Annotated in this window: 21 protein-coding genes and 1 tRNA gene; 14 read left to right on the top strand and 8 right to left on the bottom strand. The window is 73.0% G+C overall.

Features of this window, described 5'->3' with window-relative positions; genetic code table 11:
• Nucleotides 1-104: 104 nt before the first annotated feature.
• From pdhA to FB047_RS03255, 3 genes are read left to right on the top strand one after another with little or no spacing between them, the layout of a single operon-like run.
• Nucleotides 105-1,241: a pyruvate dehydrogenase (acetyl-transferring) E1 component subunit alpha gene (pdhA, locus tag FB047_RS03265; protein ID WP_240752534.1), complete on the top strand. Its 1,137-nt coding sequence runs from the start codon at nt 105-107 to the stop codon at nt 1,239-1,241.
• Nucleotides 1,238-2,278 (top strand): alpha-ketoacid dehydrogenase subunit beta, encoded by a 1,041-nt coding sequence (locus tag FB047_RS03260; protein WP_136585762.1) that lies wholly within the window; start codon nt 1,238-1,240, stop codon nt 2,276-2,278. Before pdhA ends, FB047_RS03260 begins: the two co-directional genes overlap by 4 nt.
• A complete protein-coding gene (locus FB047_RS03255) occupies nt 2,275-3,831 on the top strand; it encodes a dihydrolipoamide acetyltransferase family protein (RefSeq protein WP_136585761.1) in 1,557 nt (518 codons plus the stop codon). Before FB047_RS03260 ends, FB047_RS03255 begins: the two co-directional genes overlap by 4 nt.
• Before the next feature lie 139 nt (nt 3,832-3,970).
• Here FB047_RS03255 and FB047_RS03250 read toward each other — a convergent pair whose 3' ends face one another.
• Nucleotides 3,971-4,828 (bottom strand): TetR/AcrR family transcriptional regulator, encoded by an 858-nt coding sequence (locus FB047_RS03250; RefSeq protein WP_136585760.1) that lies wholly within the window; start codon nt 4,826-4,828, stop codon nt 3,971-3,973.
• A 124-nt stretch (nt 4,829-4,952) separates the two neighbouring features.
• Between FB047_RS03250 and FB047_RS03245 the strand changes: the two genes are divergently transcribed.
• The 5 genes from FB047_RS03245 to FB047_RS03225 are packed head-to-tail and all read left to right on the top strand — an operon-like array spanning nt 4,953 to nt 11,313.
• Nucleotides 4,953-6,647 (top strand): carboxyl transferase domain-containing protein, encoded by a 1,695-nt coding sequence (locus tag FB047_RS03245; protein ID WP_136585759.1) that lies wholly within the window; start codon nt 4,953-4,955, stop codon nt 6,645-6,647.
• A 2-nt stretch (nt 6,648-6,649) separates the two neighbouring features.
• Nucleotides 6,650-8,776: an ATP-binding protein gene (locus FB047_RS03240; protein WP_136585758.1), complete on the top strand. Its 2,127-nt coding sequence runs from the start codon at nt 6,650-6,652 to the stop codon at nt 8,774-8,776.
• Nucleotides 8,773-9,951 (top strand): acyl-CoA dehydrogenase family protein, encoded by a 1,179-nt coding sequence (locus FB047_RS03235; RefSeq protein ID WP_136585757.1) that lies wholly within the window; start codon nt 8,773-8,775, stop codon nt 9,949-9,951. The genes FB047_RS03240 and FB047_RS03235 overlap by 4 nt, the downstream gene beginning before the upstream one ends.
• Nucleotides 9,948-10,415 carry a MaoC family dehydratase gene (locus tag FB047_RS03230; RefSeq protein ID WP_136585756.1) on the top strand — a complete coding sequence of 156 codons (468 nt, stop codon included), beginning with the start codon at nt 9,948-9,950 and terminating at the stop codon, nt 10,413-10,415. The genes FB047_RS03235 and FB047_RS03230 overlap by 4 nt, the downstream gene beginning before the upstream one ends.
• Nucleotides 10,416-10,461: 46 nt before the next feature.
• On the top strand, nt 10,462-11,313 hold the full coding sequence (locus tag FB047_RS03225; protein ID WP_136585755.1) for an HpcH/HpaI aldolase/citrate lyase family protein: 852 nt from the start codon (nt 10,462-10,464) through the stop codon (nt 11,311-11,313).
• A gap of 66 nt (nt 11,314-11,379) precedes the next feature.
• Here the strand turns inward: FB047_RS03225 and FB047_RS03220 are convergent, their stop codons facing one another.
• From FB047_RS03220 to FB047_RS03210, 3 genes are read right to left on the bottom strand one after another with little or no spacing between them, the layout of a single operon-like run.
• Nucleotides 11,380-11,967: a histidine phosphatase family protein gene (locus tag FB047_RS03220; RefSeq protein ID WP_136585754.1), complete on the bottom strand. Its 588-nt coding sequence runs from the start codon at nt 11,965-11,967 to the stop codon at nt 11,380-11,382.
• Between the two features lie 41 nt (nt 11,968-12,008).
• Nucleotides 12,009-12,497 (bottom strand): hypothetical protein, encoded by a 489-nt coding sequence (locus tag FB047_RS03215; protein ID WP_136585753.1) that lies wholly within the window; start codon nt 12,495-12,497, stop codon nt 12,009-12,011.
• Nucleotides 12,498-12,505: 8 nt separating this feature from the next.
• Nucleotides 12,506-13,354 (bottom strand): Sir2 family NAD-dependent protein deacetylase, encoded by an 849-nt coding sequence (locus FB047_RS03210; protein ID WP_136585752.1) that lies wholly within the window; start codon nt 13,352-13,354, stop codon nt 12,506-12,508.
• 186 nt (nt 13,355-13,540) lie between these two features.
• Here FB047_RS03210 and FB047_RS03205 point away from each other — a divergent pair, with 186 nt between their 5' ends.
• Together FB047_RS03205 and FB047_RS03200 are read left to right on the top strand one after the other, a co-directional pair.
• Nucleotides 13,541-14,743 (top strand): amidohydrolase family protein, encoded by a 1,203-nt coding sequence (locus tag FB047_RS03205; protein ID WP_240752525.1) that lies wholly within the window; start codon nt 13,541-13,543, stop codon nt 14,741-14,743.
• 157 nt (nt 14,744-14,900) lie between these two features.
• Nucleotides 14,901-15,707: a TrmH family RNA methyltransferase gene (locus FB047_RS03200; protein ID WP_136585751.1), complete on the top strand. Its 807-nt coding sequence runs from the start codon at nt 14,901-14,903 to the stop codon at nt 15,705-15,707.
• Between the two features lie 322 nt (nt 15,708-16,029).
• On the opposite strand, the gene FB047_RS03195 is transcribed toward FB047_RS03200, so the two are convergent.
• Nucleotides 16,030-16,890, bottom strand: a complete 861-nt coding sequence (locus FB047_RS03195; RefSeq protein WP_136585750.1) for an SGNH/GDSL hydrolase family protein — start codon at nt 16,888-16,890, stop codon at nt 16,030-16,032.
• Between the two features lie 268 nt (nt 16,891-17,158).
• Between FB047_RS03195 and FB047_RS03190 the strand changes: the two genes are divergently transcribed.
• Nucleotides 17,159-19,327: a DEAD/DEAH box helicase family protein gene (locus FB047_RS03190; RefSeq protein ID WP_240752523.1), complete on the top strand. Its 2,169-nt coding sequence runs from the start codon at nt 17,159-17,161 to the stop codon at nt 19,325-19,327.
• A gap of 337 nt (nt 19,328-19,664) precedes the next feature.
• Nucleotides 19,665-20,744, top strand: a complete 1,080-nt coding sequence (locus FB047_RS03185; RefSeq protein ID WP_136585749.1) for a VIT1/CCC1 transporter family protein — start codon at nt 19,665-19,667, stop codon at nt 20,742-20,744.
• 102 nt (nt 20,745-20,846) lie between these two features.
• Here FB047_RS03185 and FB047_RS03180 read toward each other — a convergent pair whose 3' ends face one another.
• Nucleotides 20,847-21,893 (bottom strand): isopenicillin N synthase family dioxygenase, encoded by a 1,047-nt coding sequence (locus FB047_RS03180; RefSeq protein ID WP_136585748.1) that lies wholly within the window; start codon nt 21,891-21,893, stop codon nt 20,847-20,849.
• A 221-nt stretch (nt 21,894-22,114) separates the two neighbouring features.
• Nucleotides 22,115-22,199: transfer RNA gene (locus FB047_RS03175), tRNA-Leu, on the bottom strand.
• Between the two features lie 163 nt (nt 22,200-22,362).
• Between FB047_RS03175 and FB047_RS03170 the strand changes: the two genes are divergently transcribed.
• Both FB047_RS03170 and FB047_RS03165 read left to right on the top strand, forming a co-directional pair.
• Complete coding sequence (locus tag FB047_RS03170; RefSeq protein ID WP_136585747.1) at nt 22,363-23,664, top strand: M20/M25/M40 family metallo-hydrolase; 1,302 nt, start codon at nt 22,363-22,365, stop codon at nt 23,662-23,664.
• A gap of 8 nt (nt 23,665-23,672) precedes the next feature.
• The gene (locus FB047_RS03165; protein WP_136585746.1) at nt 23,673-24,521 is read left to right on the top strand and encodes an undecaprenyl-diphosphate phosphatase; all 849 of its coding nucleotides are present in this window, start codon (nt 23,673-23,675) and stop codon (nt 24,519-24,521) included.
• A 182-nt stretch (nt 24,522-24,703) separates the two neighbouring features.
• Here the strand turns inward: FB047_RS03165 and FB047_RS03160 are convergent, their stop codons facing one another.
• On the bottom strand, nt 24,704-25,570 hold the full coding sequence (locus tag FB047_RS03160) for a PAC2 family protein (RefSeq protein ID WP_136585745.1): 867 nt from the start codon (nt 25,568-25,570) through the stop codon (nt 24,704-24,706).
• Nucleotides 25,571-25,610: the final 40 nt, after the last annotated feature.

Raw genomic sequence — 25,610 nt, 5'->3', positions numbered from 1 at the left:
CGGGGTGCATTCCGCGCGTACGGTCGGCCTCGTCGGCGCTGTTGCCGGCACCCGGACCGCCCCCGCTCTCACGAGGAGCCCGGGCCGCACCTGGAGGGATGACGATGACGTACACCCAGACCACGCCGGAGCAGGGAGCCGCCGACCGCGGACCCACCGGCACCCGCGGCGACGTCGACGACGTCGCGCGCCTCCTCGAGCCCGACGGAACGCGCGTCCCCGACGCCGACCTCGACCCCTGGATCACCGACCTCTCGCCCCACGAGCTGCGCGCCCTCCACCGCGACATGGTCCTCACCCGGCGCGTGGACGCCGAGGGCGTCGCCCTGCAGCGCCAGGGCCAGCTCGCGCTGTGGGCGCCCTGTCGCGGTCAGGAGGCCGTGCAGGTCGGTACCGCGCACGCCCTCGCCCCGGGCGACTTCGTCTTCCCCAGCTACCGCGAGCACGGCGTGCTCCTCGGCCGGGGCGCGAAGCCCGCCGACTACGTGCTGGCGTGGCGCGGCGAGGAGCACTCCGCCTACGACCACCGCACGATCAACGCCGCCCCGCCGCAGATCATCATCGGCGCGCAGTCGCTCCACGCCACCGGCTGGGCGATGGGCGCCCAGCGTGACGGGTCCACCGACGTCGCCGTCGCCTACTACGGCGACGGCGCCACGAGCCAGGGCGACGTCAACGAGGCGATGGTGTTCGCCTCCTCGTTCCGCGCCCCGGTCGTCTTCGTGTGCTCGAACAACCAGTGGGCGATCAGCGAACCCGTCACCGTGCAGGCGAAGTACCCGATCGCGGGTCGGGCGCCGGGGTTCGGCATCCCGAGCATGCGCATCGACGGCAACGACGCCCTCGCGTGCGTCGCCGCGATGAGGTGGGCCCTCGACCGCGCTCGGCGCGGAGAGGGACCCTCATTCATCGAGGCGGTGACCTACCGCCTGGGACCGCACACCACGAGCGACGACCCCACGCGCTACCGCGACGCCGACGAGGTCGAGGCGTGGACCCGCCGCGACCCCATCGCGCGCCTCGAGGCGTACCTGCGCGCCGAGGGCGTGCTCGACGACTCCGCCCTCGACGAGGTGGCCCGCGCGGCCGACGCCCTCGCCGCGGAGGTGCGTTCCGCGTGCATCGGGGCGACCACGCGCTCTCCCGAGACGATGTTCGACCACGTCTACGCCGAGCCGCACGCGGGTCTGGACCGTCAGAAGGCCGAGTACGTCGACTACCTCGCGGGGTTCGAGAAGTGACCGCGCTCACGCTCGGTTCCGCGATCAACGCGGGCCTGTCGCAGGCGCTCGAGAACGACGACAAGGTCCTGCTCATGGGCGAGGACATCGGCAAGCTCGGCGGCGTCTTCCGCGTGACGGACGGGCTGCAGCAGCGCTTCGGCGCCCAGCGCGTGATCGACAGCCCCCTCGCCGAGGCCGGGATCGTCGGCACCGCGGTCGGCCTCGCCCTGCGCGGCTACCGACCGGTCGTCGAGATCCAGTTCGACGGCTTCGTCTACCCCGCGTTCGACCAGATCGTCTGCCAGGTCGCGAAGCTCCACTACCGCAGCAACGGGCGCATCCGGATGCCGCTCGTCATCCGCATCCCGTGGGCCGGCGGCGTCGGCGCGGCCGAGCACCACTCCGAGTCGCCCGAGGCGTACTTCGTGCACACCGCGGGACTCCGCGTGGTCGCCCCGAGCACCCCGCAGGACGCCTACGTGATGCTGCAGCAGGCGATCGCGTCCGACGACCCGGTGATCTTCTTCGAGCCCAAGCGCCTGTACCACTCCAAGGGCGAGGTCGACCTGGATGCCGATCCCGCCGACGCCCCGCCGATGCACCTCGCCCGCGTGGCCCGCGAGGGCACCGACGCGACGATCGTCACCTACGGCGCGCAGGTGCGAACGGCTTTGGACGCAGCCCTCGCCGCGGAGGACGAGGGCCTGTCCCTCGAGGTCATCGACCTGCGCTCCCTCTCGCCGATCGACATGAACACGGTCGCGGCATCCGTCCGCAAGACCGGACGCGTCGTGGTGACCCACGAGGCCGCGCGGCAGGCGGGGGTCGGGGCGGAGCTCGTCGCGAGCATCACCGAGCAGTGCTTCGCGTACCTCGAGGCGCCCCCGCAGCGCGTGACCGGACACGACATCCCGTATCCGCCGTCGAAGCTCGAGAAGCACCACGTGCCCGACCTGGATCGCATCCTGTTCGCGGTCGACCGGGTGCTCGAGCGCGAGACGCCCGGGATGCCCGGTGGGGCGAGCGCGTCGACCGTGGAAGGGGGCGTGCGATGATCGCCGAATTCCTTCTGCCCGACCTCGGGGAGGGACTGCCCGAGGCCGAGATCGTGGCCTGGCTGGTCGCCGAGGGCGACGAGGTCGCGCTGAACCAGACCATTGCGGAGGTCGAGACCGCGAAGGCCGTCGTCGAGATCCCCTCGCCCTACGCCGGGACCGTGCAGGGGCTGCACGCCGCCGCGGGAGACGTGGTGTTGGTCGGGTCACCCCTGGTGTCGTTCGCCGTCGGCGGGCCGGATGCCGAGGTCCCGGCATCCGGAGAGGGCCGGACCGACCGGCCTGCGGAGTCGGAGTCCGCCGCGCCGGAGCGGGCGGTGCCGGCCCGGCACAGCGGCGGCGAGGTCCGCACGACGGCGGTCGGGGCGACCGCCGGAGCTGACGGTCCTGCGGAGTCGGAGTCCGTCGCGCCGGAACGGGCGGTGCCTGTCGGGCGCAGCGGCGGCGACGTCCGCACGACGGCGGCCGCCGCCACCGAACCCGAACGCGCGACCCCCAACCTCGTCGGATACGGCGCCGCACCGAGCTCGGGCGCGCGGCCGCGGCGGCGTGCCCGAGGGGCGGGGGCGACGACGACACTCGACCTCGATACGGCCGTGCGGGAGGCGGCTCCGCACGACGTCGTGCGCACGGGACCCATCGACCTGCCGCTGGAGCGGCCGCGATCCACGCCCCCGGTGCGCAAGCTCGCGAAAGACCTCGGCGTCGACCTCGTGCTCGTCGCCGCGGCCCACCCGGGTGAGACCATCACCCGCGCGCACGTCGAGGAGTACGCGGCGCGCGTGCCGGCCACAGCTTCCACTCCCGCTCCCGCGTCGACGGTCCCCCCGGCCGGTGGCTCCGCGACCGGCGATCGCGTCACGCGCACCCCCATCCGGGGCGTGCGCAAGCACACCGCCGCCGCGATGGTGCACAGTGCCTTCACCGCTCCGCACGCGACGACCTTCCTCACGGTCGACGTGACCGCGACGACCGAGCTGTTGGCATCCCTCAAGACCGACCGCGCCCTCGACGGGCACCGCATCGGCGTGCTCGCGATCGTCGCCAAGGCGGTGTGCCTCGCCCTCGGGCGCACGCCGGCGCTGAACGCGCGGTGGGACGAGGACGCCTTCGAGATCGTCGAGCACCATTACGTCGACCTCGGCATCGCGGCCGCGACCGATCGCGGTCTCGTGGTGCCCGTCATCCGGGATGCCGACCGCCTGCCGCTCGTCGACCTCGCCGACGCGATCGCCGAGCTCGCCGGCACCGCCCGCGCCGGACGGACGGCCCCCGCCGACATGACCGGCGGGACGTTCTCGATCACCAACGTCGGGGTGTTCGGGGTGGATGCCGGCACGCCCATCCTCAATCCGGGCGAGGCCGGGATCCTCGCGGTCGGCGCCGTGCGGCGGACGCCCTGGGAGCATCGGGGCGAGATCGCGCTGCGCGACGTGCTCACGCTCAGCCTGTCGTTCGACCATCGCGTCGTGGACGGGGCGGAGGCCGCGCGCTTCCTGACCGACGTCGCCGGCGTGCTGCGCGAGCCCGGGCGGGCGATGCTGCTGCGCTGAGACGGATTCCCACCGGCACGACACGGTGGGTACACGGGCCGGGTGCCGGGGGAGTGGTCGCCCTCGGCACCTCCGGGTGTTCTGGACACCCGAGGAGGCGTCGCTCGACGGTGACCGGGGGTGGGGCGGATGCCGGCGCTCAGGCCGTCAACGCCGCCAGCGCCATGCGGGTCAGGGTCGGCCGCACGCGAGCCGCGGGCACGCCGCGCACGCTGTGCGGCGTCGAGTTGATCAGCCCGAAGCAGGCGAGGGCGCGCACGCGCCGCGCGGCGGCGTCCTCGGCATCCGGGAGCGCCGCGGCGAGGGCCTCGGTCCACACGGCGACGTACGCGTTCTGAAGGGTGCGCACCGTCCGGCGGTCGTGGGGCGAGAGCCGGTCGAGGTCGCGGTCCTGTACCCGGATGACGTCGGCCTCGGCGAGCGCGAATGCGACGTGGAAATCGACGAGCGCCCGCAGCGCCGCGGCGGGGTCTGCCGTCGCGCGGATGTCGGTGGCGACACGCCGGCCGGGGGTGGGTGGGGGCGGCGTGTCGGCGGGGAGTTCCGCGGGACGGTCGAGGGGGGATGCCGCGGCGGCGGCGACTCGGCGCCCTCCCTCGAGCAGGCGCTCGCTGACGTCGACGAGGATCGCGCCGAGGAGAGCCTGCTTGCCCGTCACGTGCCGGTACACGGCGGGTCCGCTGACGCCCACGGCCTCGCCGATGTCGCCGAGGGTCACGCCGTCGAATCCGCGCTCGGCGAACAGGCGCGCCGCGGCGGCGAGCAGGGCGGCGCGTCGGTCGGCTTTCGCGCGGTCGCGTGCGGTGGCGGGGGAGCCGTCGCGCGCGGTGGCGGGGGAGCCGTCGGGTGTCGGAGAGCGCTCGGGTGTCAGGGAGCGGTTCGACGACGGGGTGCTGTCGGGCGCGACGTCGGCGGGCGGCGGGTCGAGAGGTGCCGTGACGGGAGGGTCGACGGCCGCGCGGGGCGGGTCGAGGGGGTCTTCGGAAACTCTTGTCATCGGCATCCGCTCGGGTTAGCCTGGCATCTCAGTTAGCCAACATTAACTGAAACCCCTTCCCGAGGGAACGACCCCGCGGGAGACGACGGCGCCGTCGACGATGCGGCGCCGAGACGGAGCCGCCATGAGCACAGCACCGGTCACCGACCCCGCACCCGACGCCCCCGCGCGGGACACGGCGCCGTCAGCCGCCGCGCCGGGCGCAGCCCCCGCGCCGGGCGCAGCCGCCGCGCCGGGCGCCACCCCCGCGCCGGGCGCCACCCCTGCGCCCACCCAGCGCGACCTCGCCGACCACCTGCGCGCCACGCTCGCGCGCACGGCCCGCGGGGGATCGGACGCCGCGCGCGCCCGCCACACGGCACGCGGCAAACTCCTCGCCCGCGACCGCATCGACCGCTTGCTCGACGAGGGCAGTCCCTTCCTCGAGGTCGCGCCGCTCGCCGCCCACGGTCTCTACGACGGAGGAGCGCCGGGAGCCGGGGTCGTCGCCGGCATCGGCCTCGTGCACGGACGCCACGTGATGGTCGTCGCCAACGACGCCACCGTGAAGGGCGGGGCGTACTTCCCCCTCACCGTCAAGAAGCACCTCCGCGCGCAGGAGATCGCCCTCGACAACCGGCTCCCGTGCGTCTACCTCGTCGACTCGGGCGGAGCCTTCCTCCCGATGCAGGACGAGGTGTTCCCCGACCGCGACCACTTCGGCCGCATCTTCCGCAATCAGGCGCAGCTGTCGGCCCGCGGCATCCCGCAGATCGCCGCGGTGATGGGCTCGTGCACCGCGGGCGGGGCCTACGTGCCGGCGATGAGCGACGAGAGCGTCATCGTGCGGGGCCAGGGCACGGTGTTCCTCGGGGGCCCGCCGCTGGTGAAAGCCGCGATCGGCGAAGACGTCACCGCCGAGCAGCTCGGCGGCGGCGACCTGCACGCGCGCCGCTCGGGAGTCGTGGACCACCTCGCCGACGACGACGAGCACGCGCTCGAGATCGTCCGCGACATCGTCGCGACCCTCCCGCCCACGCCCGCGCCGGTGTGGGAGGTCGCGGAGACCGCCGAGCCCGTCCGCGACCCGCACGATCTGTACGACCTCCTCCCCGTCGACGTCGCGCAGCCCGTCGACATGCGCGCCGTCATCGACACCCTCGTCGACGCGGATTCGCTGCACGAGTTCAAGGCGCTCTACGGCGAGAGCGTCATCACCGCGTTCGCGCGCCTGCACGGCCACCCGGTCGCGGTCATCGCGAACGACGGCGTGCTCTTCAGCGAGTCGGCCCTCAAGGCGGCGCACTTCATCGAACTCGCCGACCAGCGCGGCATCCCCCTGCTGTTCCTGCAGAACATCACCGGCTTCATGGTCGGGCGCGACGCCGAGGCCGGGGGCATCGCGAAAGACGGAGCCAAGATGGTCACCGCCGTCGCCACCACCCGCGTGCCCAAGCTCACCGTGCTCGTCGGCGGCTCGTACGGGGCCGGCAACTACGCGATGTGCGGTCGCGCGTACGACCCGCGGTTCCTGTGGACCTGGCCCGCGAGCCGCATCTCGGTCATGGGCGGCGCGCAAGCGGCATCCGTCCTCTCGACCGTGCAGCGCGATCAGCGCTCCGCGCGAGGTGAGCAGTGGCCGGATGCCGAGCGCCAGGCGTTCGAAGACCCCATCCGCGCCCGCTACGACGAGCAGGGCAGCCCCTACTACGCCACCGCCCGCCTGTGGGACGACGGGGTGATCGACCCCGTCGACACGCGCACGATGCTGGGCCTCGCGCTCGACGTCGTCAGCCGCGTGCCGCTGGCCGACCGGGGCTTCGGCCTCTTCCGGATGTGATCATGAGCGTTCCTGTCTTCACCACCCCCCGGTCTAGCGGTCCCCTCTTCACCCGCGTGCTGGTCGCGAACCGCGGCGAGATCGCCCGCCGCGTGTTCCGCACGCTCCGCCGGCTCGGCATCCGCTCCGTGGCCGTGTACACCGACGCGGATGCCGACGCCCCACACGCCCGCGAGGCCGACCACGCCGTGCGCGTGGCCTCGTACCTCGACGTCGACGCGGTGATCGCCGCCGCGGTGTCGAGCGGGGCGGATGCCGTGCACCCGGGATACGGCTTCCTCAGCGAGAACGCCGCGTTCGCGCGCGCGTGCACCGCGGCCGGGGTGGTGTTCGTCGGGCCGGGCGTCGAGGCGCTCGAGGTCATGGGCGACAAGATCCGCGCGAAAGAGCACGTCGCGGCGCACGAGGTGCCGACCGTGCCGGGGTTCTCGGCGGTGGGACTCGACGACGACGAGATCGCCGCGGCGGCCGCGCGCGCCGGATACCCGCTGCTCGTCAAGCCCTCGGCGGGAGGGGGCGGCAAGGGGATGACGATCGCCACCGCGCCCGCCGACCTCGCCGACGCGCTCGCCACCGCGCGCCGGGTCGCGCGCGCCGCGTTCGGCGACGACACGCTGCTGCTCGAGCGGCTGCTCGAGCGCCCCCGCCACATCGAGGTGCAGGTTCTCGCCGACGCGCACGGCACGACCCTCTCGCTCGGCGAGCGCGAGTGCACCCTGCAGCGGCGGCATCAGAAGGTCATCGAGGAGGCCCCCTCGCCCGTGGTGGATGCCGCGACCCGCGCCCTCCTCGGAGAGGCCGCCGTCGCCGCCGCCCGCAGCGTCGGCTACCTCGGCGCGGGGACCGTGGAATTCCTCGTCGCGGGCGACCGCCTCGACGAGCCGTTCTTCATCGAGATGAACACGCGCCTGCAGGTCGAGCACCCCGTCACCGAGATGGTCACGGGCATCGACCTCGTCGAGCAGCAGCTGCGGGTCGCCGCCGGCCTCCCGCTCGAGGTCGGCGAGATCCGCCTCGACGGGCACGCGGTCGAGGCGCGCGTGTACGCCGAGACGCCCGCCCGCGGCTACCTGCCCGCGACCGGGACCGTGAGTCTCTGGCATCCGGGATCCGCCCGCGTCGACGGTGCCCGCGTCGACGGCGCCGTCGAAACCGGAACGGTCGTCAGCGCCCTGTACGACCCCATGATCGCGAAGGTCATCGCCCACGGTCCCGACCGTGAGACGGCCCTCGCCCGCCTCGACGCGGCGCTCGCCGACACCGTCGTGCTCGGCGTCGACACGAACATCGCCGATCTGCGGGCCCTGCTCGCCGACCCCGCCGTGCGCGCGGGCGACCTCGACACGGGGTTGCTCGATCGCCGGGGGATCCCCGACGCTCCGGAGCCGCCCCGGGCCGCGCTCGCCGCGGTCGCCGACAGGGCGGTGGCGGATGCCGGGACCCCTGCGGACGACTCGGTCTGGGGTGGCGTCGGGGCCTGGCGCGCCGGGGGAGCGACGGCCGCTCGCACGGTGTTCCTCGAAGACGACGCGGGGCGCGTGCACGCGGTCGCGCCGCGCGCGGCGGAGGACGCCGTCGTGGCGGGCGGCCCGGTCGAGTACTGGGTGCACGCCGACGGAGGAGCGCACCGGCTGCGGGTGGTGTCGCGACGAGACGCGGCCGCGCGGAGCCGGGCCGCGGCGCACCGCGAACCGGGTGCCGTCGACCCCGACCTGCTCGCCCCGCTTCCCGGAACCGTCGTGGCCGTGCATGTCGCCGACGGCGACACCGTGGAAGCCGGTGCCCGGCTCGTCACGATCGAGGCGATGAAGATGGAGCACACGGTGACCGCGCCGCACGCCGGCACGGTGCGGCTGCGCACGTCCGCGGGTGCGCAGGTCGCACGAGACGCGGTGGTCGCGACGCTGGTGCCAGAGGTCGGTGAGCCGCGCGATCGCAGCGATGATCCGGCTCCCACGCGCACGACCTCAGAGATCCGCGCAACCTCCGACGCAGATGCGGGAGGTGCGGCTGGGGATGCGCGAATCGCTGAGCCGACGCCGACGCCGAGCGACCACCCCGAACCGCACGATTCCGCCGACACCCCGGCATCCGCCCCCACCCCATCCCCCGAGGAGACCCTCTCGTGAGCATCGACAGCCAGCAGGCCTTCACCGACGACGAACGCGAACTGAGCGCGATGGTGCGCGAGTTCTCCGACGAGGTGATCGCGCCGCGCTCGTACGAGGCCGACCGCGCCCACGAATTGCCCCTCGACCTCGTCGCGCAGATGGGCGAGCTCGGTCTGTTCGGCCTGCCCTTCCCCGAGGAGGTCGGCGGGCAGGGCGGCGACTACGCGAGCCTCTGCGTCGCGATCGAGGGCGTCGCCCGCGTCGACCAGTCGATGGCGATCACCCTCGAGGCGGGAGTGGGCCTGGGTGCCATGCCGATCCACCGCTACGGCACCGACGCGCAGAAGGCCGAGTATCTGCCCGACCTCGTCGCGGGTCGCGCGCTCGCCGGGTTCGGGCTCACCGAGGCCGAGGCGGGAAGCGACGCCGGAGCGACCCGTACCACCGCGCGCCTCGAGGGCGGCGAGTGGGTGATCGACGGCACCAAGCAGTTCATCACCAACTCGGGCACCGACATCACCCGCTTCGTCACCGTCACGGCGGTGACCGGGCGCACCGACGCGGGCCGCCCCGAGATCTCCACGATCATCGTCCCGAACGGCACGCCCGGGTTCACCGTGGGTCCCGCCTACGACAAGGTCGGCTGGAACGCCAGCGACACGCACCCCCTCGCCTTCGACGGCGTGCGGGTACCCGAGGCGAATCTGCTCGGTGAGCGCGGGCACGGGTTCAAGAACTTCCTGCGCACGCTCGACGAGGGGCGCGTCGCGATCGCCGCCCTCGCCACGGGAGCCGCCGAGGGGTGCCTCGAGGCCGCGGTCGACTACGCCCGCAGCCGCACCGTGTTCGGCGAGCGCCTCTCGACCCGGCAGAACATGCAGTTCCTGCTCGCGCGCATGCACGCCCGCGTGCACACCGCCCGCCTCGCGTGGGTGCACGCCGCGCGCCTGTGCGACGCAGGCAAGCCGTTCTCGGTGGATGCCGCGGTCGCCAAGATGACCGCGAGCGACGCGGCCATGGCCAACGCCCGGGATGCGACGCAGGTGTTCGGGGGGAACGGCTTCATCAACGAGTACCCCGTCGCCCGGCACTACCGCGATTCGAAGATCCTCGAGATCGGCGAGGGGACGACCGAGGTGCAGCTCATGGTGATCTCGCGCGCGCTGGGACTCACCGGTACCGTGGCCGCATGATCGAGCAGCGGGGCCTGTATCTGGAGGAATTCGTCGTGGGGGAGAAGTACGCGCACCGCCCGGGGCGGACGGTGACCGACGCCGACAACGTGCTGTTCACCACCCTCACGATGAACCCGCAGGCGCTGCACCTGGATGCCGCGTACGCGGCGTCCCAGCCGTTCGGGCGGCCGCTCGTGAACTCGATGTGGACGCTGTCGACCCTCGTCGGGCTGTCCGTCGGTCAGCTCACGCAGGGCACGCTCGTCGCGCAGCTCGGCCTGACCGACGTGAGCTTCCCGGCGCCGTTGTTCGTCGGCGACACCCTGACGGCCGAGACGGAGATCGTGTCGGTGCGACCCTCGGCCTCCCGCCCCGGTCAGGGCGTCGTCGTGATGGCGCACACGGGTCGCTCGCAGAACGACGAGGTCGTCGCCACGGCGACGCGCACGGTGCTCGTGTGGGCCCAGGAGGCGGCGGCGTGAGCGTCGTCAACACGAGCGCCGCCCGGAACGACGAGGGGCTGCGGGCATGAGCGGCGCGCACCCCGACTCCCGCGAGGGGACGCGACCGTTCGCCCTCGGCCCCGCGCTGCTGTTCGTCCCCGCCGATCGCCCCGAGCGGCTGCCCAAAGCCCTCGAGCGGGCGGATGCCGCGATCCTCGACCTCGAGGACGCCGTCGCCGGACACGCCAAGTCCGTCGCGCGCGAGGCGATGATCGCCGCGGATCCCGACCCCGACCGCGTCATCGTGCGGGTCAACGGTCCCGAGACTCCGGAGTTCTCGCGGGATCTCGCCGCTCTCGCGCAGACCCGCATCCGCACGGTCATGGTCGCCAAGGCCGAGGACCCGGCATCCCTCGCCCCGCTGGCGGGATACGACGTCATCGCGCTCTGCGAGACGGCCCGGGGGGTGGTGCACGCGGAGCAGCTCGCCGCCGTCCCCCAGGTCGTCGCGCTCATGTGGGGAGCCGAAGACCTCGTCGCCAGTCTCGGCGGCACCTCCAGCAGATTCGCCGACGCCACCTATCGCGACGTCGCGCGCCTCGCTCGCGCGCGCGTGCTGCTGGCCGCGGGAGCCGTCGGCAAGCGCGCGATCGACGCGGTGCACGTCGACATCGGCGATCTCGAGGGTCTCTCCCTCGAAGCTCAGGATGCCGCCGCCTCTGGGTTCGCGGCCACCGCGTGCATCCACCCGGGTCAGGTCGCGACGATCCGCGAGGCCTACGCGCCGACGGAGGAACAGCTGCGGTGGGCGCACGAAGTGCTCGCCGAGGCCGAGGGCGGCGCGTTCCGCTTCGAGGGGCGCATGATCGACGAGCCGATCCTGCGGCACGCGCGCGCGCTGATCGCGCGGGCCGGGGCGGAGCCGGGGCGCGGATGAGCGCCCGGGGGTCGCGGCGCCCGGGCCCCGCGTCGGGGCCGTGCGCGCGCGAATGAAGCCCGCGGGTCAGCTCGCGACGCCCGCGTAGGCGAGCATCTCCCACGCGTCGCCGTCGAGGCGGAACGTCGTCGCCGAGCAGTTCGGCAGACGCTCGCCCTCGCGGGGGAACTCCCCGTCGGTGGCGAACATGATGACCTCGCGGATCAGCGCGCCGTGCGCGACGGCGATCACGTCGACGCCGTCGGGGGTCTCGGCGACGACCTCGGCGATCGCGGCCAGCGCGCGCTCGCGCACGACCGGCCACGCCTCCGCGCCCGGGACGTCGGCCGCGTGCCACGGACCGTACGTGTCGTAGAAGGTGGGTGCGTCCATGCCCTCGGCCTCGCCGTAGGAGCGCTCCTGCAGCCCCGGCATCCGTCGGCTCACCGTGGTGCCCAGGGCCGCGGCGATCACGTCGGCCGTCTCGGCCGCGCGCGACAGGTCGCTCGAGACGACGACGACCTCGCGACCGGCGTACTCCGCAGCGAGCGTCTCGGCGATGCCCTGCGCCTGGATGCGGCCCGTGTCGTTGAGGGGGATGTCGGTCGAGCCCTGGATGCGGCCCCCGTGATTCCAGGCCGTCTCACCGTGTCGCACAAGAGTCAGGATCGTCACCGTCCGAGCCTAACCGGCGGCTGGTGGTGGGGGTCTCCGGTTCAGTCGCCGACCTGCTCGGGGGTTCCGGCAGGGCACTCGATGGGACGGGCCCCGACGCCGTCGACGCGGATGTCGTACGACCGGCAGGCTCGTCCCCACCCGCGCCGTGCGAAGGGCCCATCGGCGGCCTGCGGATTCGCGTACGCGTACGTGACGACCGAGAGGGCCCCACCGTCGTCCGAGATCACGCGCCACACGTACGGCAGCTCAGCTGTGCGCTCCGCGAGCTTCCCGCTCTCGAGAGCTGCGTCCACTGCCGCGCGGGGGTCGGAGCTCGTCTCGGCGAAGGCCGTGATCGCCGCGAGCAGAGACCCGTCGGCGAAGCCCGCCGCCTGTTCGTCTTCGATCACCTTCGGGGTGCCCCCGAAGGCCCGCCCCACCACGACGAGTCCGACCAGGATGGCGAGCAGCGCCGCGATCGTGGCCGCACGGCGTCGAGAGTCCGGTCGGCGTGCACCGGGAACGGTGACGGCGGAAGGCGGAGGCACGCGAACGCTCAGAGCAGTCCCGGCAGCCGGTCGGCGAACGCCTGCAGCACCTCGGTCGTGCTCCCGTCGATCTTGACGCTCGCGCGCTGATCGGCGCGGGTCTCGCCGCGGTTGACGATGACCACCGGCAGGCGCTTGCGCCGCGCGCGCTCCACCAGACGGATGCCGGAATTCACCACGAGCGAGGATCCGGCCACCACGAGCGCCTCGCTCGTGTGCACCAGCTGCTCCGCCTCGCGGAACCTCTCGACGGGGATGTACTCGCCGAAGAACACCACGTCGGGCTTGAGCGTGCCCCCGCACACCGAGCACACCGGCACGACGAAGCCCTCGGCAGAGGCCGGGGTGACATCGCCGTCGGGGCCGAGCTCGACGTTCTCGGGGAGGGTGATCCACGGGTTGTCGGCCTCGACGCGCTCCGCGAGGTCGCGGCGGTCGAACACCTGCCCGCAGTGCAGGCACCCGACGCGGCGCAGGGTTCCGTGCAGCTCCACCACGCGCCCGCTCCCGGCGCGCACGTGCAGGCCGTCGACGTTCTGCGTGACGACGCCGTTCGCGACGCCCGCCGCTTCGAGGGCCGCGAGCGCACGGTGACCGCCGTTCGGCTCGGCCGCGGCGAACACCTTCCAGCCCAGGTGACTGCCCACCCAGTAGCGGCGCCGCGCCTCGGGGCTGGAGAGGAACTGCTGCGCCGTCATGGGCGTGCGCGTGGGTGCACCCTTGCCGCGATAGTCGGGGATCCCCGAATCGGTCGACACGCCCGCCCCGGTCAGCACCGCCACACGACGGCCCGCGAGAACCTCGACGGCACGATCGACGGATGCCGAGAACTCGGCATCCTGCACCGTGTCGGTCATGCGCACCTCCGTCGCATCGAGTCTATGGCGGGGCGCTGACACCCCGGCCCGCCCGGCGGGCGTCGAGGTCTCGCGACGGGCGTCCCCTCCCGCGCGTCGTGGCGCGACGCCCAGTCACTGCGCCGGATCGCCCCGACCCGCGCGCGGCACCCGGATTCACCCGCGTGCCGCGCCGATACTGAGCCCATGCCCCCCACAGCTGCACCCGCCATGCTCGACGTCACCTGCCTCCGCCGCGTACGCCCCTGGGGCGCCGACCCGGTCGACATCGACATCGCCGACGGGGTCATCACCGGCATCCGCCCCGCGGGCACCGCCCCCATCGGGGTGCGCGAACTCGACGGCCGCGGTCTGCTCGCCCTCCCCGGGATCGTCAACGCCCACGCCCACGTCGACAAGTCGTGGTGGGGACTGCCGTGGCAGTCGTACGGGGGAGAGGGCTCCACCGAGGGCCGCATCCGCCACGAGCGCGCGCAGCGCGACGCCCTCGGCATCCCCTCGCTCGAACGGTCCGCCCTCGTGCTGCGCGAGCTCGTGCGCCACGGCACCACCGCCATCCGCACGCACGTCGACGTCGATCCGGGCGTCGGACTGCGCGGGATCGAGGCCGTCGAAGAAGCCGCCGCGGCGTACCGCGGCGCGCTCGACGTGCAGCTCGTCGCCTTCCCGCAGGACGGCGTCCTGCGCCGACCGGGTGTGCTCGAGCTGCTCCGCGAGGCAGCCGGCCGCGACAGCGTGCGCGCCATCGGCGGTCTGGATCCCGCCTCGATCGACCGCGACCCCGTGGGTCAGATCGACGCCCTCACCGCGCTCGCCGCCGAGACCGGGGTCGGCCTCGACATCCACCTGCACGACCCCGCCGAGCTCGGAGCGTTCCAGATCGAGCTGCTCGCGGAGCGCACCGCGCGGCTCGGCCTGCACGGCCGCGTCAACGTCGCCCACGGCTTCGCCGTCGCCCAGCTGGATCCCGCTCGCCGCCGCGACCTGCTGGCGGTCATGGCCGACGCCGGGATGACGATGACCACCGTGGCGCCCCTGCGCGGAGCTCAGCTGCCCCTCGCCGAGCTCGACGCGGCCGAAATCCCGCTGGGCCTCGGCACGGACGGCATCCGGGATCTGTGGAGCCCCTACGGAACCGGGGACACCCTCGGCATCGCGTGGCAGTACGCCCGCGCCGGGGGCCTCGTGCGCGACGACGAGCTGCAGCGCGTGGTGCGCCTGGCCACGAGCGCGGGAGCCTGGGCCGTGGGCCGCGAGGTGCACGATCTCGTCGAGGGCGCGCGCGCCGACATCGTGCTGATGGATGCCGAGAACCCGATGGACGCGCTCGTGCGTCTGCCCGAGCGGGCCCTGGTCATCGCCGGCGGCAAGGCGCTGCACGTGGCGTGAGCCCCGGGCCCGCGCCCCCGCCCCCGCGCGCCCGCCCCCCCGAGCGCCCCCGCCGGGTGTCCGAGAAACCCGGACGCTTCCGTCACCTCGTCCGGGTGTTCCGGACAGTCGATTCCGTAGGGGGCGTGCGAGGAGGACGTGCTGCGAGGATGGGACGATGCCCGTCATCCCCCTCGACTCCGCCGACGATCCGCGCCTCGCCGACTACCGCGATCTCACCGACGTGTCGCTGCGACGCGTGTCCGAGCCCGCGGGCGGGTTGTATATCGCCGAGTCGGCCAAGGTGCTCGACCGCGCGCTGCGGGCCGGGCACCGCCCCCGCTCGGTCCTCGTGCAGGAGAAATTCCTCTCCGACGCCCTCGCCCTGGTGGGGGAGGATGCCGAGGTCTACGTCGTCCCGGCCGAGATCGCCGAACAGGTGACGGGGTACACCGTGCACCGCGGGCTTCTCGCCTCGATGCATCGTCCGGTCCTGGCATCCGTCGCCGACGTCGTGCGCGACGCGCGGCTCGTGGTCGTACTCGAAGACATCGTCGACCACACGAACATCGGGGCGGCGTTCCGCTCCGCGGCAGCCCTCGGCGCGGATGCCGTGCTCGTCACGCCGCGCTGCGCCGATCCCCTCTACCGCCGCAGCGTGCGCGTAAGCATGGGCACCGTCTTCCAGGTGCCGTGGACGCGACTGCCGGAGTGGTCGGATGCCGCGCCCCTCCTGCACGACGCCGGATTCCACCTCGCCGCCCTCGCCCTGTCGGACGACGCGGTCACCCTCGACGCCTTCTCGGCCGCCGGCCACGAGCGCGTCGCGCTGCTGATGGGATCGGAGGGAGACGGGCTCAGCCGTCACGCGCTCGCCGCGGCCGACACGGTCGTGACGATCCCGATGGCCGGGGGAGTGGACTCGCTCAACGTCGCCGCGGCGAGCGCGGCGGCGCTGTGGGAACTGGGGCGCGGGAGGCGCTGACGCGCGGGCGGGCGCTGGCGCGCGGGAGGCGCTGGCGCGCGGGAGGCGCTGGCGCGCGGGAGTCGCTGGCGCGCGGGAGACGGAGCGAGCGGGCAGGGGCGGTCCGTCGGACGGGCGAGGCTGACGCGCCCGGTGCGCACGTGCGGGAGGGAAGTGCGATACGGCTCCGCACGCGTGGAGGTTCGGCTCGGCGTCGCCGTGCTCGGCTCCGCGCGACGCGAACCTGAGCCGGCGGATCGCGCGGCGGTTCGGCTTGACGTCGCCGTACCCGGCTCTGCGTGACTCGAACCTGAGCCGGCGGAGCGACCTCGACCGGTCGCGGTCAGACCTGCGTCTCGCGTGAGCCGGCGGCATCCGGACCGGGGGCGAGCGTCACCACCGGGAGGGGGTCGGGTCGCTTCGCCTGGATGTGATCGCCCGACGACTGATGGCGCAGCCGTCGCAGGACCCAGGGCACGAGGTATTCGCGCGCCCACACGAGGTCTTTCTCGCGCGCGGCGCGCCACGTGGTGATCGCCTGGGTCTCGGCCTGCAGGGGCTCGAGGTCGTTGGGCACGTTGAGCGCGCGCAGCACCATGCGCGCGACCTCGTGATGCCCGAGAGAGTTGTAGTGCAGGCGGTCATCGTCGAAGAAGCGCATGTCCTGCACCTCTTTCAGCCCCCATTGGTCGGCGACGACGCAGTCGTAGCGGTCGGCGATCGAGCGGATGTTCTCGTTGTAGATCGCGACCTTGCCCCGGATGCCGCGGAACACGGGCGTGAACTCGGTGTCGACTCCCGTGAACACCACGAGGGTGGCGCCGTCGGCGCTCAGCCGCGCCACGGCGTCTTCGAACTGGCGGGAGACCGCGTCGGGATCGCTGCCCGGGCGGATCACGTCGTTGCCACCTGCCGAGATCGTGATGAGGTCGGGCTTGAGCGCCAGGGCGGGTTCGATCTGGTCGGCCACGATCTGGCCGATGAGCTTGCCGCGCACGGCGAGGTTGGCGTACGCGAAGTCGTCGACCTGCGCGCCGAGCACCTCGGCGACGCGGTCGGCCCAGCCGCGGTGTCCGCCGTCGGGTAGCGGGTCGCCGATGCCCTCGGTGAACGAGTCGCCCAGGGCGACGAAGCGGCGCCAGGGGTGGGGTCCGGCGTTGTCGGGCGAGGACGGGGTGCGGGGCGAGCGCGGATCGAGAGTCATCGAAACCTCCGTCCCCCACGCTACCCCGGGCCTCCGACATGGCGAGGGGGGATGCCGGACGGCCTGCTCCCGCGCGGCGCCGGTCGCGGCAATCCCCACCTCAACGCCCCGATGAACGCCGTCCGTGCCGAGAAATGCCGCGTCGCCGCGTTTCTCGGCACGAATCGCGTTTATGCCCGGTGGGAGGGCGATCCATCCCCAACCCGGGCGTGGCGGACTCCGCGTTCGCCTATCGTTGATGTTCGCGCTCGCGAGGGATGGAGGTTCGATGCTGGAAGAAGAAGCCCGCACCTCGAACCCCCCGCAGGCGGATGCCGCGACGGCCACGCCGCGCATCGCGAGTCCCGGTCCGGTCGCGAGCCCCGGTCCGGTCGCGAGTCCCGGGCCGATAGCGAGTCCCGGTCCGGTCGCCAGCCCCGGTCCGGTCGCGAGCCCCGGCCCCGTCGCCGCTCCCGGCCCGGTCCCCACCCCGCGCGCGGAGCCCGAGGCCGCGGCATCCGTCGCCCCTCCGTCCACCCCCCTCGACCCGTCTCACGCCACCGCCCCGGTCGCCGACGCACCCGCCCCGGGGGCGATCCCCGACCCGGCGTTCGACGGCGCCCTCGACGGGACCGAGCCGCACTTCGGCTCCTTCGCCGCCGAGCACCTCTCCCCGTCGTTCCCGCAGCGCGCGCCGTGGGGAACCGCGCAGCGCCTGCGCGCGTGGCAGGCCGAGGCGCTCGATCAGTACTTCGGCTCCGACGGACCCGACGGCGTCGGCAAGGGCCCGCGCGACTTCCTCGCCGCGGCCACCCCCGGCGCCGGTAAGACGACCTTCGCCCTCCGCCTCGCCTCCGAGCTCATGCGTCGTCGCGTCGTCGACCGCATCGTCGTGGTCGCCCCCACCGAGCACCTCAAGACCCAGTGGGCCGAGGCGGCCGCGCGCGTCGGCATCCGTCTCGATCCGTACTTCTCCAACCGGCACGCCACCCCGTCCCGGCAGTACCACGGCGTCGCCGTCACGTACGCGCAGGTCGCGGTCAAGGCCGAGGTGCATCAGCGGTTGACGATGGATGCCAGGACCCTCGTCATCCTCGACGAGGTGCACCACGGCGGCGACGCGCTCAGCTGGGGCGACGCCCTGCGCGAGGCGTACAACCGCGCGACCCGGCGCCTGCTGCTGTCGGGGACGCCGTTCCGCAGCGACACCGCGCCCATCCCGTTCGTGGAGTACCACCCCAACTCCAAGGGCATCCGCCTCTCGCGCACGGACTACGCCTACGGCTACAAGCGCGCCCTCGAAGACGGCGTCGTCCGGCCCGTCTTCTTCCTCGTCTACGCCGGGCAGATGCGCTGGCGCACGAAGGCCGGGGAGGAGATGGAGGCCCAGCTCGGTCAGGACAACACCAAGGACATCACCTCGCAGGCCTGGCGCACCGCGCTCGACCCGAACGGCGACTGGATCCCCGCGGTCCTCCGCTCCGCCGACCGTCGCCTCACCGAGGTTCGCGAGACGGTCCCGGATGCCGGGGGCCTGGTCATCGCGACCGACCAGACCGCCGCACGCGCCTACGCCGCCATCCTCGAGGACATCAGCGGAGAGAAGGTCACCGTCGTCCTCTCCGACGAAGCGGAGGCCTCGGGCCGCATCGAGACGTTCTCGAAGGGCACGACCCGCTGGATGGTGGCCGTGCGCATGGTGTCGGAGGGCGTCGACGTTCCGCGTCTCGCCGTCGGCGTGTACGCCACGAGCGCCTCCACCCCGCTGTTCTTCGCGCAGGCCATCGGTCGTTTCGTGCGCGCCCGGCGCCGGGGTGAGACGGCGAGCGTGTTCCTGCCGAACGTGCCGCAGCTGCTCGCCCTCGCCGGCGAGATGGAGGCGCAACGCGAGCACGCGCTCGACCGCGACAGCGACGCGGACGACCAGTGGAACGCCGAAGAAGACATGATGGATGCCGCCGAGCGCGAGGACAAAGCCTCCGACGCGCTCGAGCAGGAGTTCGAGTACCAGGCGCTGGGCTCTCTCGCGCACTTCGACCGCGTGATGTTCGACGGGCAGGAGTTCGGTCAGCTCGCTGTTCCGGGAACCATCGAGGAGGAGGAGTTCCTCGGCATCCCGGGCCTTCTCGAGCCCGAGCAGGTGCACGAGGTGCTCATGTCGCGGGCGACGCGGCAATCGCGTCACCGCTCGACGCGGGAGGCGCACGAGAAGGAGAACGGCGTCGAGCCGCCGTCGGTCGACGAGGGCGGGCTGCCCGGCCCCCTGCACCGCACGCTCAAGGAGCAGCGCCAACTGCTCAACACGATGGTGGGGCTGTACGCCCGCCAGACCGGCGAACCGCACGGACTCGTGCACGCCGAACTGCGCCGGCTGTGCGGGGGCCCCGCCGTCTCGCACGCCACGGTCGCCCAGCTGCAGGCGCGCATCGACCTGCTGCGCAAGCGCGTGCGCTCCTGACCCACGGGGGCTGCCGCCCGGCGCGCGCGTCCCGCGCCGTCCCGTGCTCGGCCGTTCCACACTTTGAGACTGCATCGCGCTGACAACCCGGCGTCACGCTGCAACCGTCTCGTCGGCCGCGCGCAGTCTCGCGCCCCGGACGCCGCCGGGTGGCCCGCGCGACCGCCGGCGGAGGGCGGCCGCGACCTCGGTTTCGCGGCCCCGAAATGCTGGCATCCGCCCCTCGGCATCCGCGTCGTTCCGGGCTTCGGAGGGCCGAAATGCTGTCAGTATCGGTCGACGCGCCCGGGGGAGGCGAGGGCCCTCATTACGGTGGGGGACGACCCGAAGGAGACCCGTGACGAACCTCGCCACACCCACCGCCCGTGATCGCCGCCGCTGGGCGCGCTATCTCGTCGACGAACGCGCCGAGGCCCGCGTCTACCGCGAGCTCGCCTCACGCCGCACGGGCGAAGAGCGTGACATCCTGCTCGAGCTCGCCGAGGCCGAGGGGCGTCACGAGCAGCACTGGATCGACCTGCTGGGGGAGACGCCGAAGCGCCTGCCGTCGCCCGGCATCGGCACGCGACTGCTGGCGTGGATGGCCCGGCGGTTCGGGTCGATCTTCGTGCTCGCCCTCGCCCAGAACGCCGAAGCGCGCTCGCCCTACGCCGACGAGCCCTACGCCACCGCCGCGATGGCCGCGGACGAGCGCGTGCACCACGAGGTCGTGCGCGGTCTCGCCGCCCGCGGTCGTCGGCGCCTCTCCGGAACCTTCCGGGCCGCCGTCTTCGGCGCCAACGACGGCCTCGTGTCCAACCTCGCGCTCGTGATGGGCGTCGGGGCGACGGGCGTGGCGCCGAGCTTCGTGCTGTTCAGCGGCATCGCGGGCCTTCTCGCGGGCGCCCTGTCGATGGGCGCCGGCGAGTTCGTCTCCGTCCGCTCGCAGCGCGAGCTGCTCGAGGCCACCGAGGAGAGCGACTTCGCCGACTCCGCCCTTCCCCACCTCGACCTGGATGCCAACGAGCTCGCCCTCGTGTACCGCACGCGCGGCATGGACTCCGACGACGCGCTCGCGAAGGCGCGCGAGGTCGTCACGGCCGCCCAGGCCGGGTCGGCCCCGGTCGCCGCGGCACCGGGGGAGTCCTCGCACGAGGTCGTCGGCAGCGCGTGGGGTGCGGCCCTGTCGAGCTTCCTGTTCTTCGCCTCGGGCGCGATCATCCCCGTGCTGCCGTGGATCTTCGGCATGAGCGGCTTCGGCGCCGTGGCGCTCGCCCTCGGCCTCGTCGGCATCGCGCTGCTGGCCACCGGTGCGATGGTGGGTCTGCTCTCGGGTGCCTCGCCGCTCAAGCGGGGCCTGCGCCAGCTCGCGATCGGCTTCGGCGCCGCCGCGGTGACGTACGTTCTCGGTCTGCTGTTCGGGGTGTCGGCGGCCTGACCCCGGGCCGCGGCGCGGCGCGGTTCGCTGCGACGGCGGGCCGCGTCGCGCCCCGTGTTCCGCGCCGCGCCGTTGGCGTCCGGCCCGCGCAGACCCCTTGCCTCAGCCTCGCCCCGCCGCAGCCACCCGCGCAGCCTCGCGGACCGCGCCGACGTTCTTGCGTCCGGCGCGCGACCCGGCGAGCTTCGCGGCGATGTGGTCGCGCACCGTGACCGGCTCGTACACCGCGGGGGCCTCGGGCGTGACGAAGTGCGGCAGGGGACCCACCACGGCATCCGCGTTCCCGTCGTGGAAGAACGCCGCCGATCGGCGCCGCTCGATCGACCCGTCGATCACCGGGGGCTTGACCCGGTGCAGCGTCGACAGCCACTTGTCGTTGGTGAGCCGGGCGGCGACATCGCCGAGGTTGACCAGCAGGGCGCCCTCGGCCGGGACCACGTCGTTCCACGACCCGTCGAGGCCCAGCACCTGCAGCCCCGCCACGCGGTCGGCCCACAGCACCGTCACGAGGCCGAAGTCGGTGTGCTCGCCCATGCCCGTCAGCTCGGCGCCCAGCTCGATCGAGCCCGGCGGCAGGGCGTAGTTGTTCATGCGCAGCACGTCGATCGAGTGATCGGTGACGTCGCCGAAGAAGTCGTCGGGCACGCGCAGAGCCGCCGCGAAGACGCGCGTGAGGGTCTGCGCCACGCGGCGCGCCTCGCCGTAGTAAGTCGAGACGGCGGGCTCGAACAGCTCGGTGTCGTCGGGCCACGTGTTCTCGGCGTAGTCGTCGGCCGTGGCCGCCGTTCCGGGGTATTCGCGCCAGGACGTCCCGACGTTGAACGCCTCGAAGAAGTCGTTCATCCGCGTGACCGGATCGACGCCGAGGCTGTAGCTCAGCGACTCGCTCTTGGGCGGGCTGTACCCCCGGTTCTCGGCCGCGGGACGCACGTAGCGCTTCTTCGCGTCGAGGGGGAGCGCGAAGAACTCGTCGAGACCGTTGCGCAGGTCGTCGATGACCGCCTGAGGGATGCCGTGACCCACCACCTGCATGAACCCGACCGTGCGACACGCGTGGTCGACGGCCGCCACGACGGCGGCGCGGGCGTCGGGCGAGCCGGGCCCGACCCAGGCCGAGATGTCGATGGTGGGGACGTGGAAGCGGGGCATGCGTGATCCGATCTGCCGGGGACGCCTCGACGCTAAGTGCGCGATGCTACGCCGGTGTTTCTGCGGCGTCACGGTTCGCGCGGCGAAGGGTGGATGCGGCATTCGGGTGCACGGCGCCGCTCTCCGGCGGCGTGGGCCCAACCCCACATGGGTTCGCAGCCCTCCCGCTCCCGCAGACAACGAAGAAGGCCCCGGATGAATCCGGGGCCTTCTTCGTTCTGTGCGCGAGGGGGGACTTGAACCCCCACGCCCTATACGGGCACTAGCACCTCAAGCTAGCGCGTCTACCTATTCCGCCACCCGCGCATCTGGGTGTTTCGCTGCTTTCGCAACGAGGAACGACATTACCACGCCCGAAGCCCCGCCTCGAACCGACGGTGACGCCCGGGCGCGTCCGACCCCGGAATAACACCCGTCTCACGACGACACGCGTCGGGGGAGCACCTCGGCCGCCGGTACCGTAGTGCGCATGCCCGAGCTCGAAACCGACGTCCCCGAGGTCGCCAGCATCGCATCCGACCTCATCCGTTTCGACACCTCGAACTACGGCGGGGGTCGCGCGAACGGCGAACGCGAGGCGGCCGAGTACGTCGGCGCCTACCTCGAGGGGCTCGGCCTCGAGACCGCGTACTACGAGCCCGTCGAGCGGCGCACGAACGTCTGCGCCCGCGTGCCCGGCCGCAACCCCGACAAGCCGGCGCTGATCCTGCACGGACACCTCGACGTCGTGCCCGCCGTCGCCGAGGACTGGAGCGTCGACCCCTTCGCGGGAGAGATCCGCGACGGCATCCTGTGGGGCCGCGGAGCGGTCGACATGAAGGACATGGATGCCATGATCCTCACCTCCGTCGCCGACATCCTGCGCGCGGGGCAGCAGCCCGAGCGCGACGTGATCGTGACGTTCTTCGCCGACGAGGAGAACGGCGGCGTCGAGGGCTCGGCGCGCGTCGTGCGGGACCGGCCCGAGTGGTTCGCCGGCGCCACCGAGGCCATCAGCGAGGTCGGCGGCTACTCCATCGCGGTCGGCGACCGGCGCGCGTACCTGCTGCAGGTCGGCGAGAAGGCCCTCCTGTGGATCAAGCTCGTCGCCCGCGGTCGCGCGGGTCACGGCAGCGGGCTGCACGCCGACAACGCGGTGACCAAGCTCGCGACGGCCGTGGACGCCCTCGGTCGCACCGAATGGCCCATCCGGCTGACCGACACGACGACAAAGCTGCTGGCGGGCCTGGCAGAGATCACGGGTGACAACGCGGGCGATCCCGACGCGCTCGCCCTGCGCACCGGCGCGGCATCCAGCTTCATCCGCTCGACGCTGCGCACCACGACGAACCCCACCGGTCTGACCGCCGGGTACAAGCACAACGTGATCCCCGACCGCGCTGAGGCGCTCATCGACGTGCGCGTGCTGCCCGGCACCGAGGACGCCGCCCTCGCCGACATCCGCCGCATCGTGGGCGACGACGTCGAGATCGAGATCGTGCACCGCGACATCGGCCTCGAGGTGCCGTTCTCGGGCGACCTCGTCGACGCCATGGTCGCCCAGCTGGACCGGCATGACCCCGGCGTGCCCGTCGTGCCGTACCTCATGGGAGGCGGCACCGACAACAAGGCGCTGTCGGCCCTCGGAATCTCCGGCTACGGATTCGCGCCGCTGCGACTCCCCGCCGGTCTCGACTTCACCGGGATGTTCCACGGTGTCGACGAGCGCGTCCCCGTCGACGCGCTCGAGTTCGGTCGACGTGTTCTCGCCGACCTCCTCCGGACGTACTGAAGGACCGCATGCATATCTTCGAGGTCATCATCCTCGGGCTCGTCCAGGGCCTCACCGAGTTCCTCCCCATCTCCTCCAGCGCGCACCTGCGCATCGTGGGCGAGTTCCTCCCGTCGCAGACCGATCCCGGGGCGACGTTCACCGCAATCACCCAGATCGGCACGGAGCTCGCCGTGCTCATCTACTTCCGCAAGAAGATCGGGCGCGTCATCTCGCGCTGGTTCGGCTCGCTCACGGGCAAGGTCCCGCGCAACGACCCCGACGCCCGCATGGGCTGGCTCGTCATCATCGGCACGATCCCCATCGCGCTGCTGGGCGTGCTGCTGCAGAGCCTCATCCGCGACAACTTCCGGAGCCTGTGGATCACCGCGATCGTGCTGATCGTGTTCGGCATCCTGCTGGGTCTCGCCGACCACTACGGAAAGCGCCGTCGCGACCTCGACGACCTCACCTACCCGCACGGCATCGCCTACGGTTTCGCGCAGGCCCTCGCCCTCGTCCCCGGCGTCTCGCGCTCGGGAGCGACGACGACGCTCGGTCGCGCGCTCGGCTACAAGCGCACCGCCGCGGCGGAGTACTCGTTCCTGCTCGCCGTGCCCGCGGTCTTCGCGAGCGGTCTGTTCGAGCTGTACAAGAGCTTCGACGAGGGCACCGGCCCGTACAACCTCGGCGAGACCGCCATCGCGACCGTCATCGCGTTCGTCGTGGGCTACCTCGTGATCGCGTTCCTCATGCAGTACCTCAAGCGCGGCAGCTTCCTGCCGTTCGTGATCTACCGCATCGCGCTGGGCCTGCTGATCATCGTCCTGCTGCTGACCGGGGTCATCCCCGCCGTGTCGACGGTCATCACCAGCTGATCCCGGATGGCACGACGGCGCCGTCCCACTCGGGGCGGCGCCGTCGTCGTGTGCGGGCGAAGGCGGAGGGTTGCGGTGGCTTCGACGAGCTCAGCCACCTCGTTCCGCGCACACGCAACCCTCGTGACGGAGGGGAGGTCCCTGAGCCCGTCGGAGGGACCGGGCGCGGCCCGGAGCGCCGCCTAGCGACGCGGCGGGTCGTCGCGACCGGGCTTGGTGGGGCCGTCGCCGCCGCGGCGCAGGTACCGCTCGAACTCCTGGGCGATGGCATCCCCCGACGCCTCCGGCGAGTCCCACGTGTCGCGGGTCTGCTCGAGCTGGCGGATGTAGTCGCTCATCTCCTCGTCGTCGGCGGCGGCGGCGTCGATCGACGCCTCCCACTGCCGCGACTCTGCCTCGAGGTCGCCGTGGGGCACGGTGATGCCGGTGATGCCCTCGAGCTTCTCGAGCAGCGCCAGGGTGGCCTTGGGCGAGGGCGTGTGGCCCGCGACGTAGTGCGGGACGCTGGCCCACAGGCTCGCGGTCGGGATGCCGACCTGCTCGGCCGCGTGGCCGATCGCGCTCAGGATGCCGACGGGCCCCTCGTACAGGCTCCGCTCGAGCCCCAGCGTCTGACGGACCGCGTCGTTGTCGCTGCCGGCGAAGACCGAGATGGGGCGGGTGTGCGGAACGTCCGACATCATCGACCCGAGGGCGACGAAACCGGTCACGTCTTCGCGCAGGGCCACGTCGATGAACTCCGCCGCGAACGCCTGCCACGCGCGCGCGGGCTCCACGCCCACGAGCAGCCAGATCTCGGCGTCGGTGGAGCGCTCGATCGGCCGCAGCAGTTTCGCCTCGGGCCACGTCAGGGTGCGCCGCCCCTCGGCGTCGAGGCCGATCTGCGGGCGCGTGTACTGGTAGTCGAAGTAGAGCTCGGGGTCGACCGTGTGCACGACCTCGTACTCCGCGTCGGCGCGCAGCAGCGCCGCCGCGGCGGACGCGGCTTCTCCGGCGTCGTTCCAGCCGTCGAACGCGGCGACGATGATCCGGCGACCCAGTGCGTCCACGCAACCTCCTCTGCCCCGTCGGGGCTTCGTTCCAGGATAG

Source organism: Microbacterium hydrothermale, from assembly GCF_004854025.1.
Lineage (GTDB): Bacteria > Actinomycetota > Actinomycetes > Actinomycetales > Microbacteriaceae > Microbacterium > Microbacterium hydrothermale.
The sequence above is the reverse complement of the archived record's forward strand: the minus strand, read 5'-3'. Positions and strand labels throughout refer to the sequence as shown.

Bases quoted from the DNA above. Each gene is read 5' to 3' on its own strand.
- pdhA (WP_240752534.1), top strand. From the start codon at position 105: ATGACGTACACCCAGACCACGCCGGAGCAGGGAGCCGCCGACCGCGGA.
- FB047_RS03255 (WP_136585761.1), top strand. From the start codon at position 2,275: ATGATCGCCGAATTCCTTCTGCCCGACCTCGGGGAGGGACTGCCCGAG.
- FB047_RS03250 (WP_136585760.1), bottom strand. From the start codon at position 4,828: ATGACAAGAGTTTCCGAAGACCCCCTCGACCCGCCCCGCGCGGCCGTC.
- FB047_RS03245 (WP_136585759.1), top strand. From the start codon at position 4,953: ATGAGCACAGCACCGGTCACCGACCCCGCACCCGACGCCCCCGCGCGG.
- FB047_RS03240 (WP_136585758.1), top strand. From the start codon at position 6,650: ATGAGCGTTCCTGTCTTCACCACCCCCCGGTCTAGCGGTCCCCTCTTC.
- FB047_RS03230 (WP_136585756.1), top strand. From the start codon at position 9,948: ATGATCGAGCAGCGGGGCCTGTATCTGGAGGAATTCGTCGTGGGGGAG.
- FB047_RS03225 (WP_136585755.1), top strand. From the start codon at position 10,462: ATGAGCGGCGCGCACCCCGACTCCCGCGAGGGGACGCGACCGTTCGCC.
- FB047_RS03210 (WP_136585752.1), bottom strand. From the start codon at position 13,354: ATGACCGACACGGTGCAGGATGCCGAGTTCTCGGCATCCGTCGATCGT.
- FB047_RS03205 (WP_240752525.1), top strand. From the start codon at position 13,541: ATGCCCCCCACAGCTGCACCCGCCATGCTCGACGTCACCTGCCTCCGC.
- FB047_RS03200 (WP_136585751.1), top strand. From the start codon at position 14,901: ATGCCCGTCATCCCCCTCGACTCCGCCGACGATCCGCGCCTCGCCGAC.
- FB047_RS03195 (WP_136585750.1), bottom strand. From the start codon at position 16,890: ATGACTCTCGATCCGCGCTCGCCCCGCACCCCGTCCTCGCCCGACAAC.
- FB047_RS03190 (WP_240752523.1), top strand. From the start codon at position 17,159: ATGCTGGAAGAAGAAGCCCGCACCTCGAACCCCCCGCAGGCGGATGCC.
- FB047_RS03180 (WP_136585748.1), bottom strand. From the start codon at position 21,893: ATGCCCCGCTTCCACGTCCCCACCATCGACATCTCGGCCTGGGTCGGG.
- FB047_RS03170 (WP_136585747.1), top strand. From the start codon at position 22,363: ATGCCCGAGCTCGAAACCGACGTCCCCGAGGTCGCCAGCATCGCATCC.
- FB047_RS03165 (WP_136585746.1), top strand. From the start codon at position 23,673: ATGCATATCTTCGAGGTCATCATCCTCGGGCTCGTCCAGGGCCTCACC.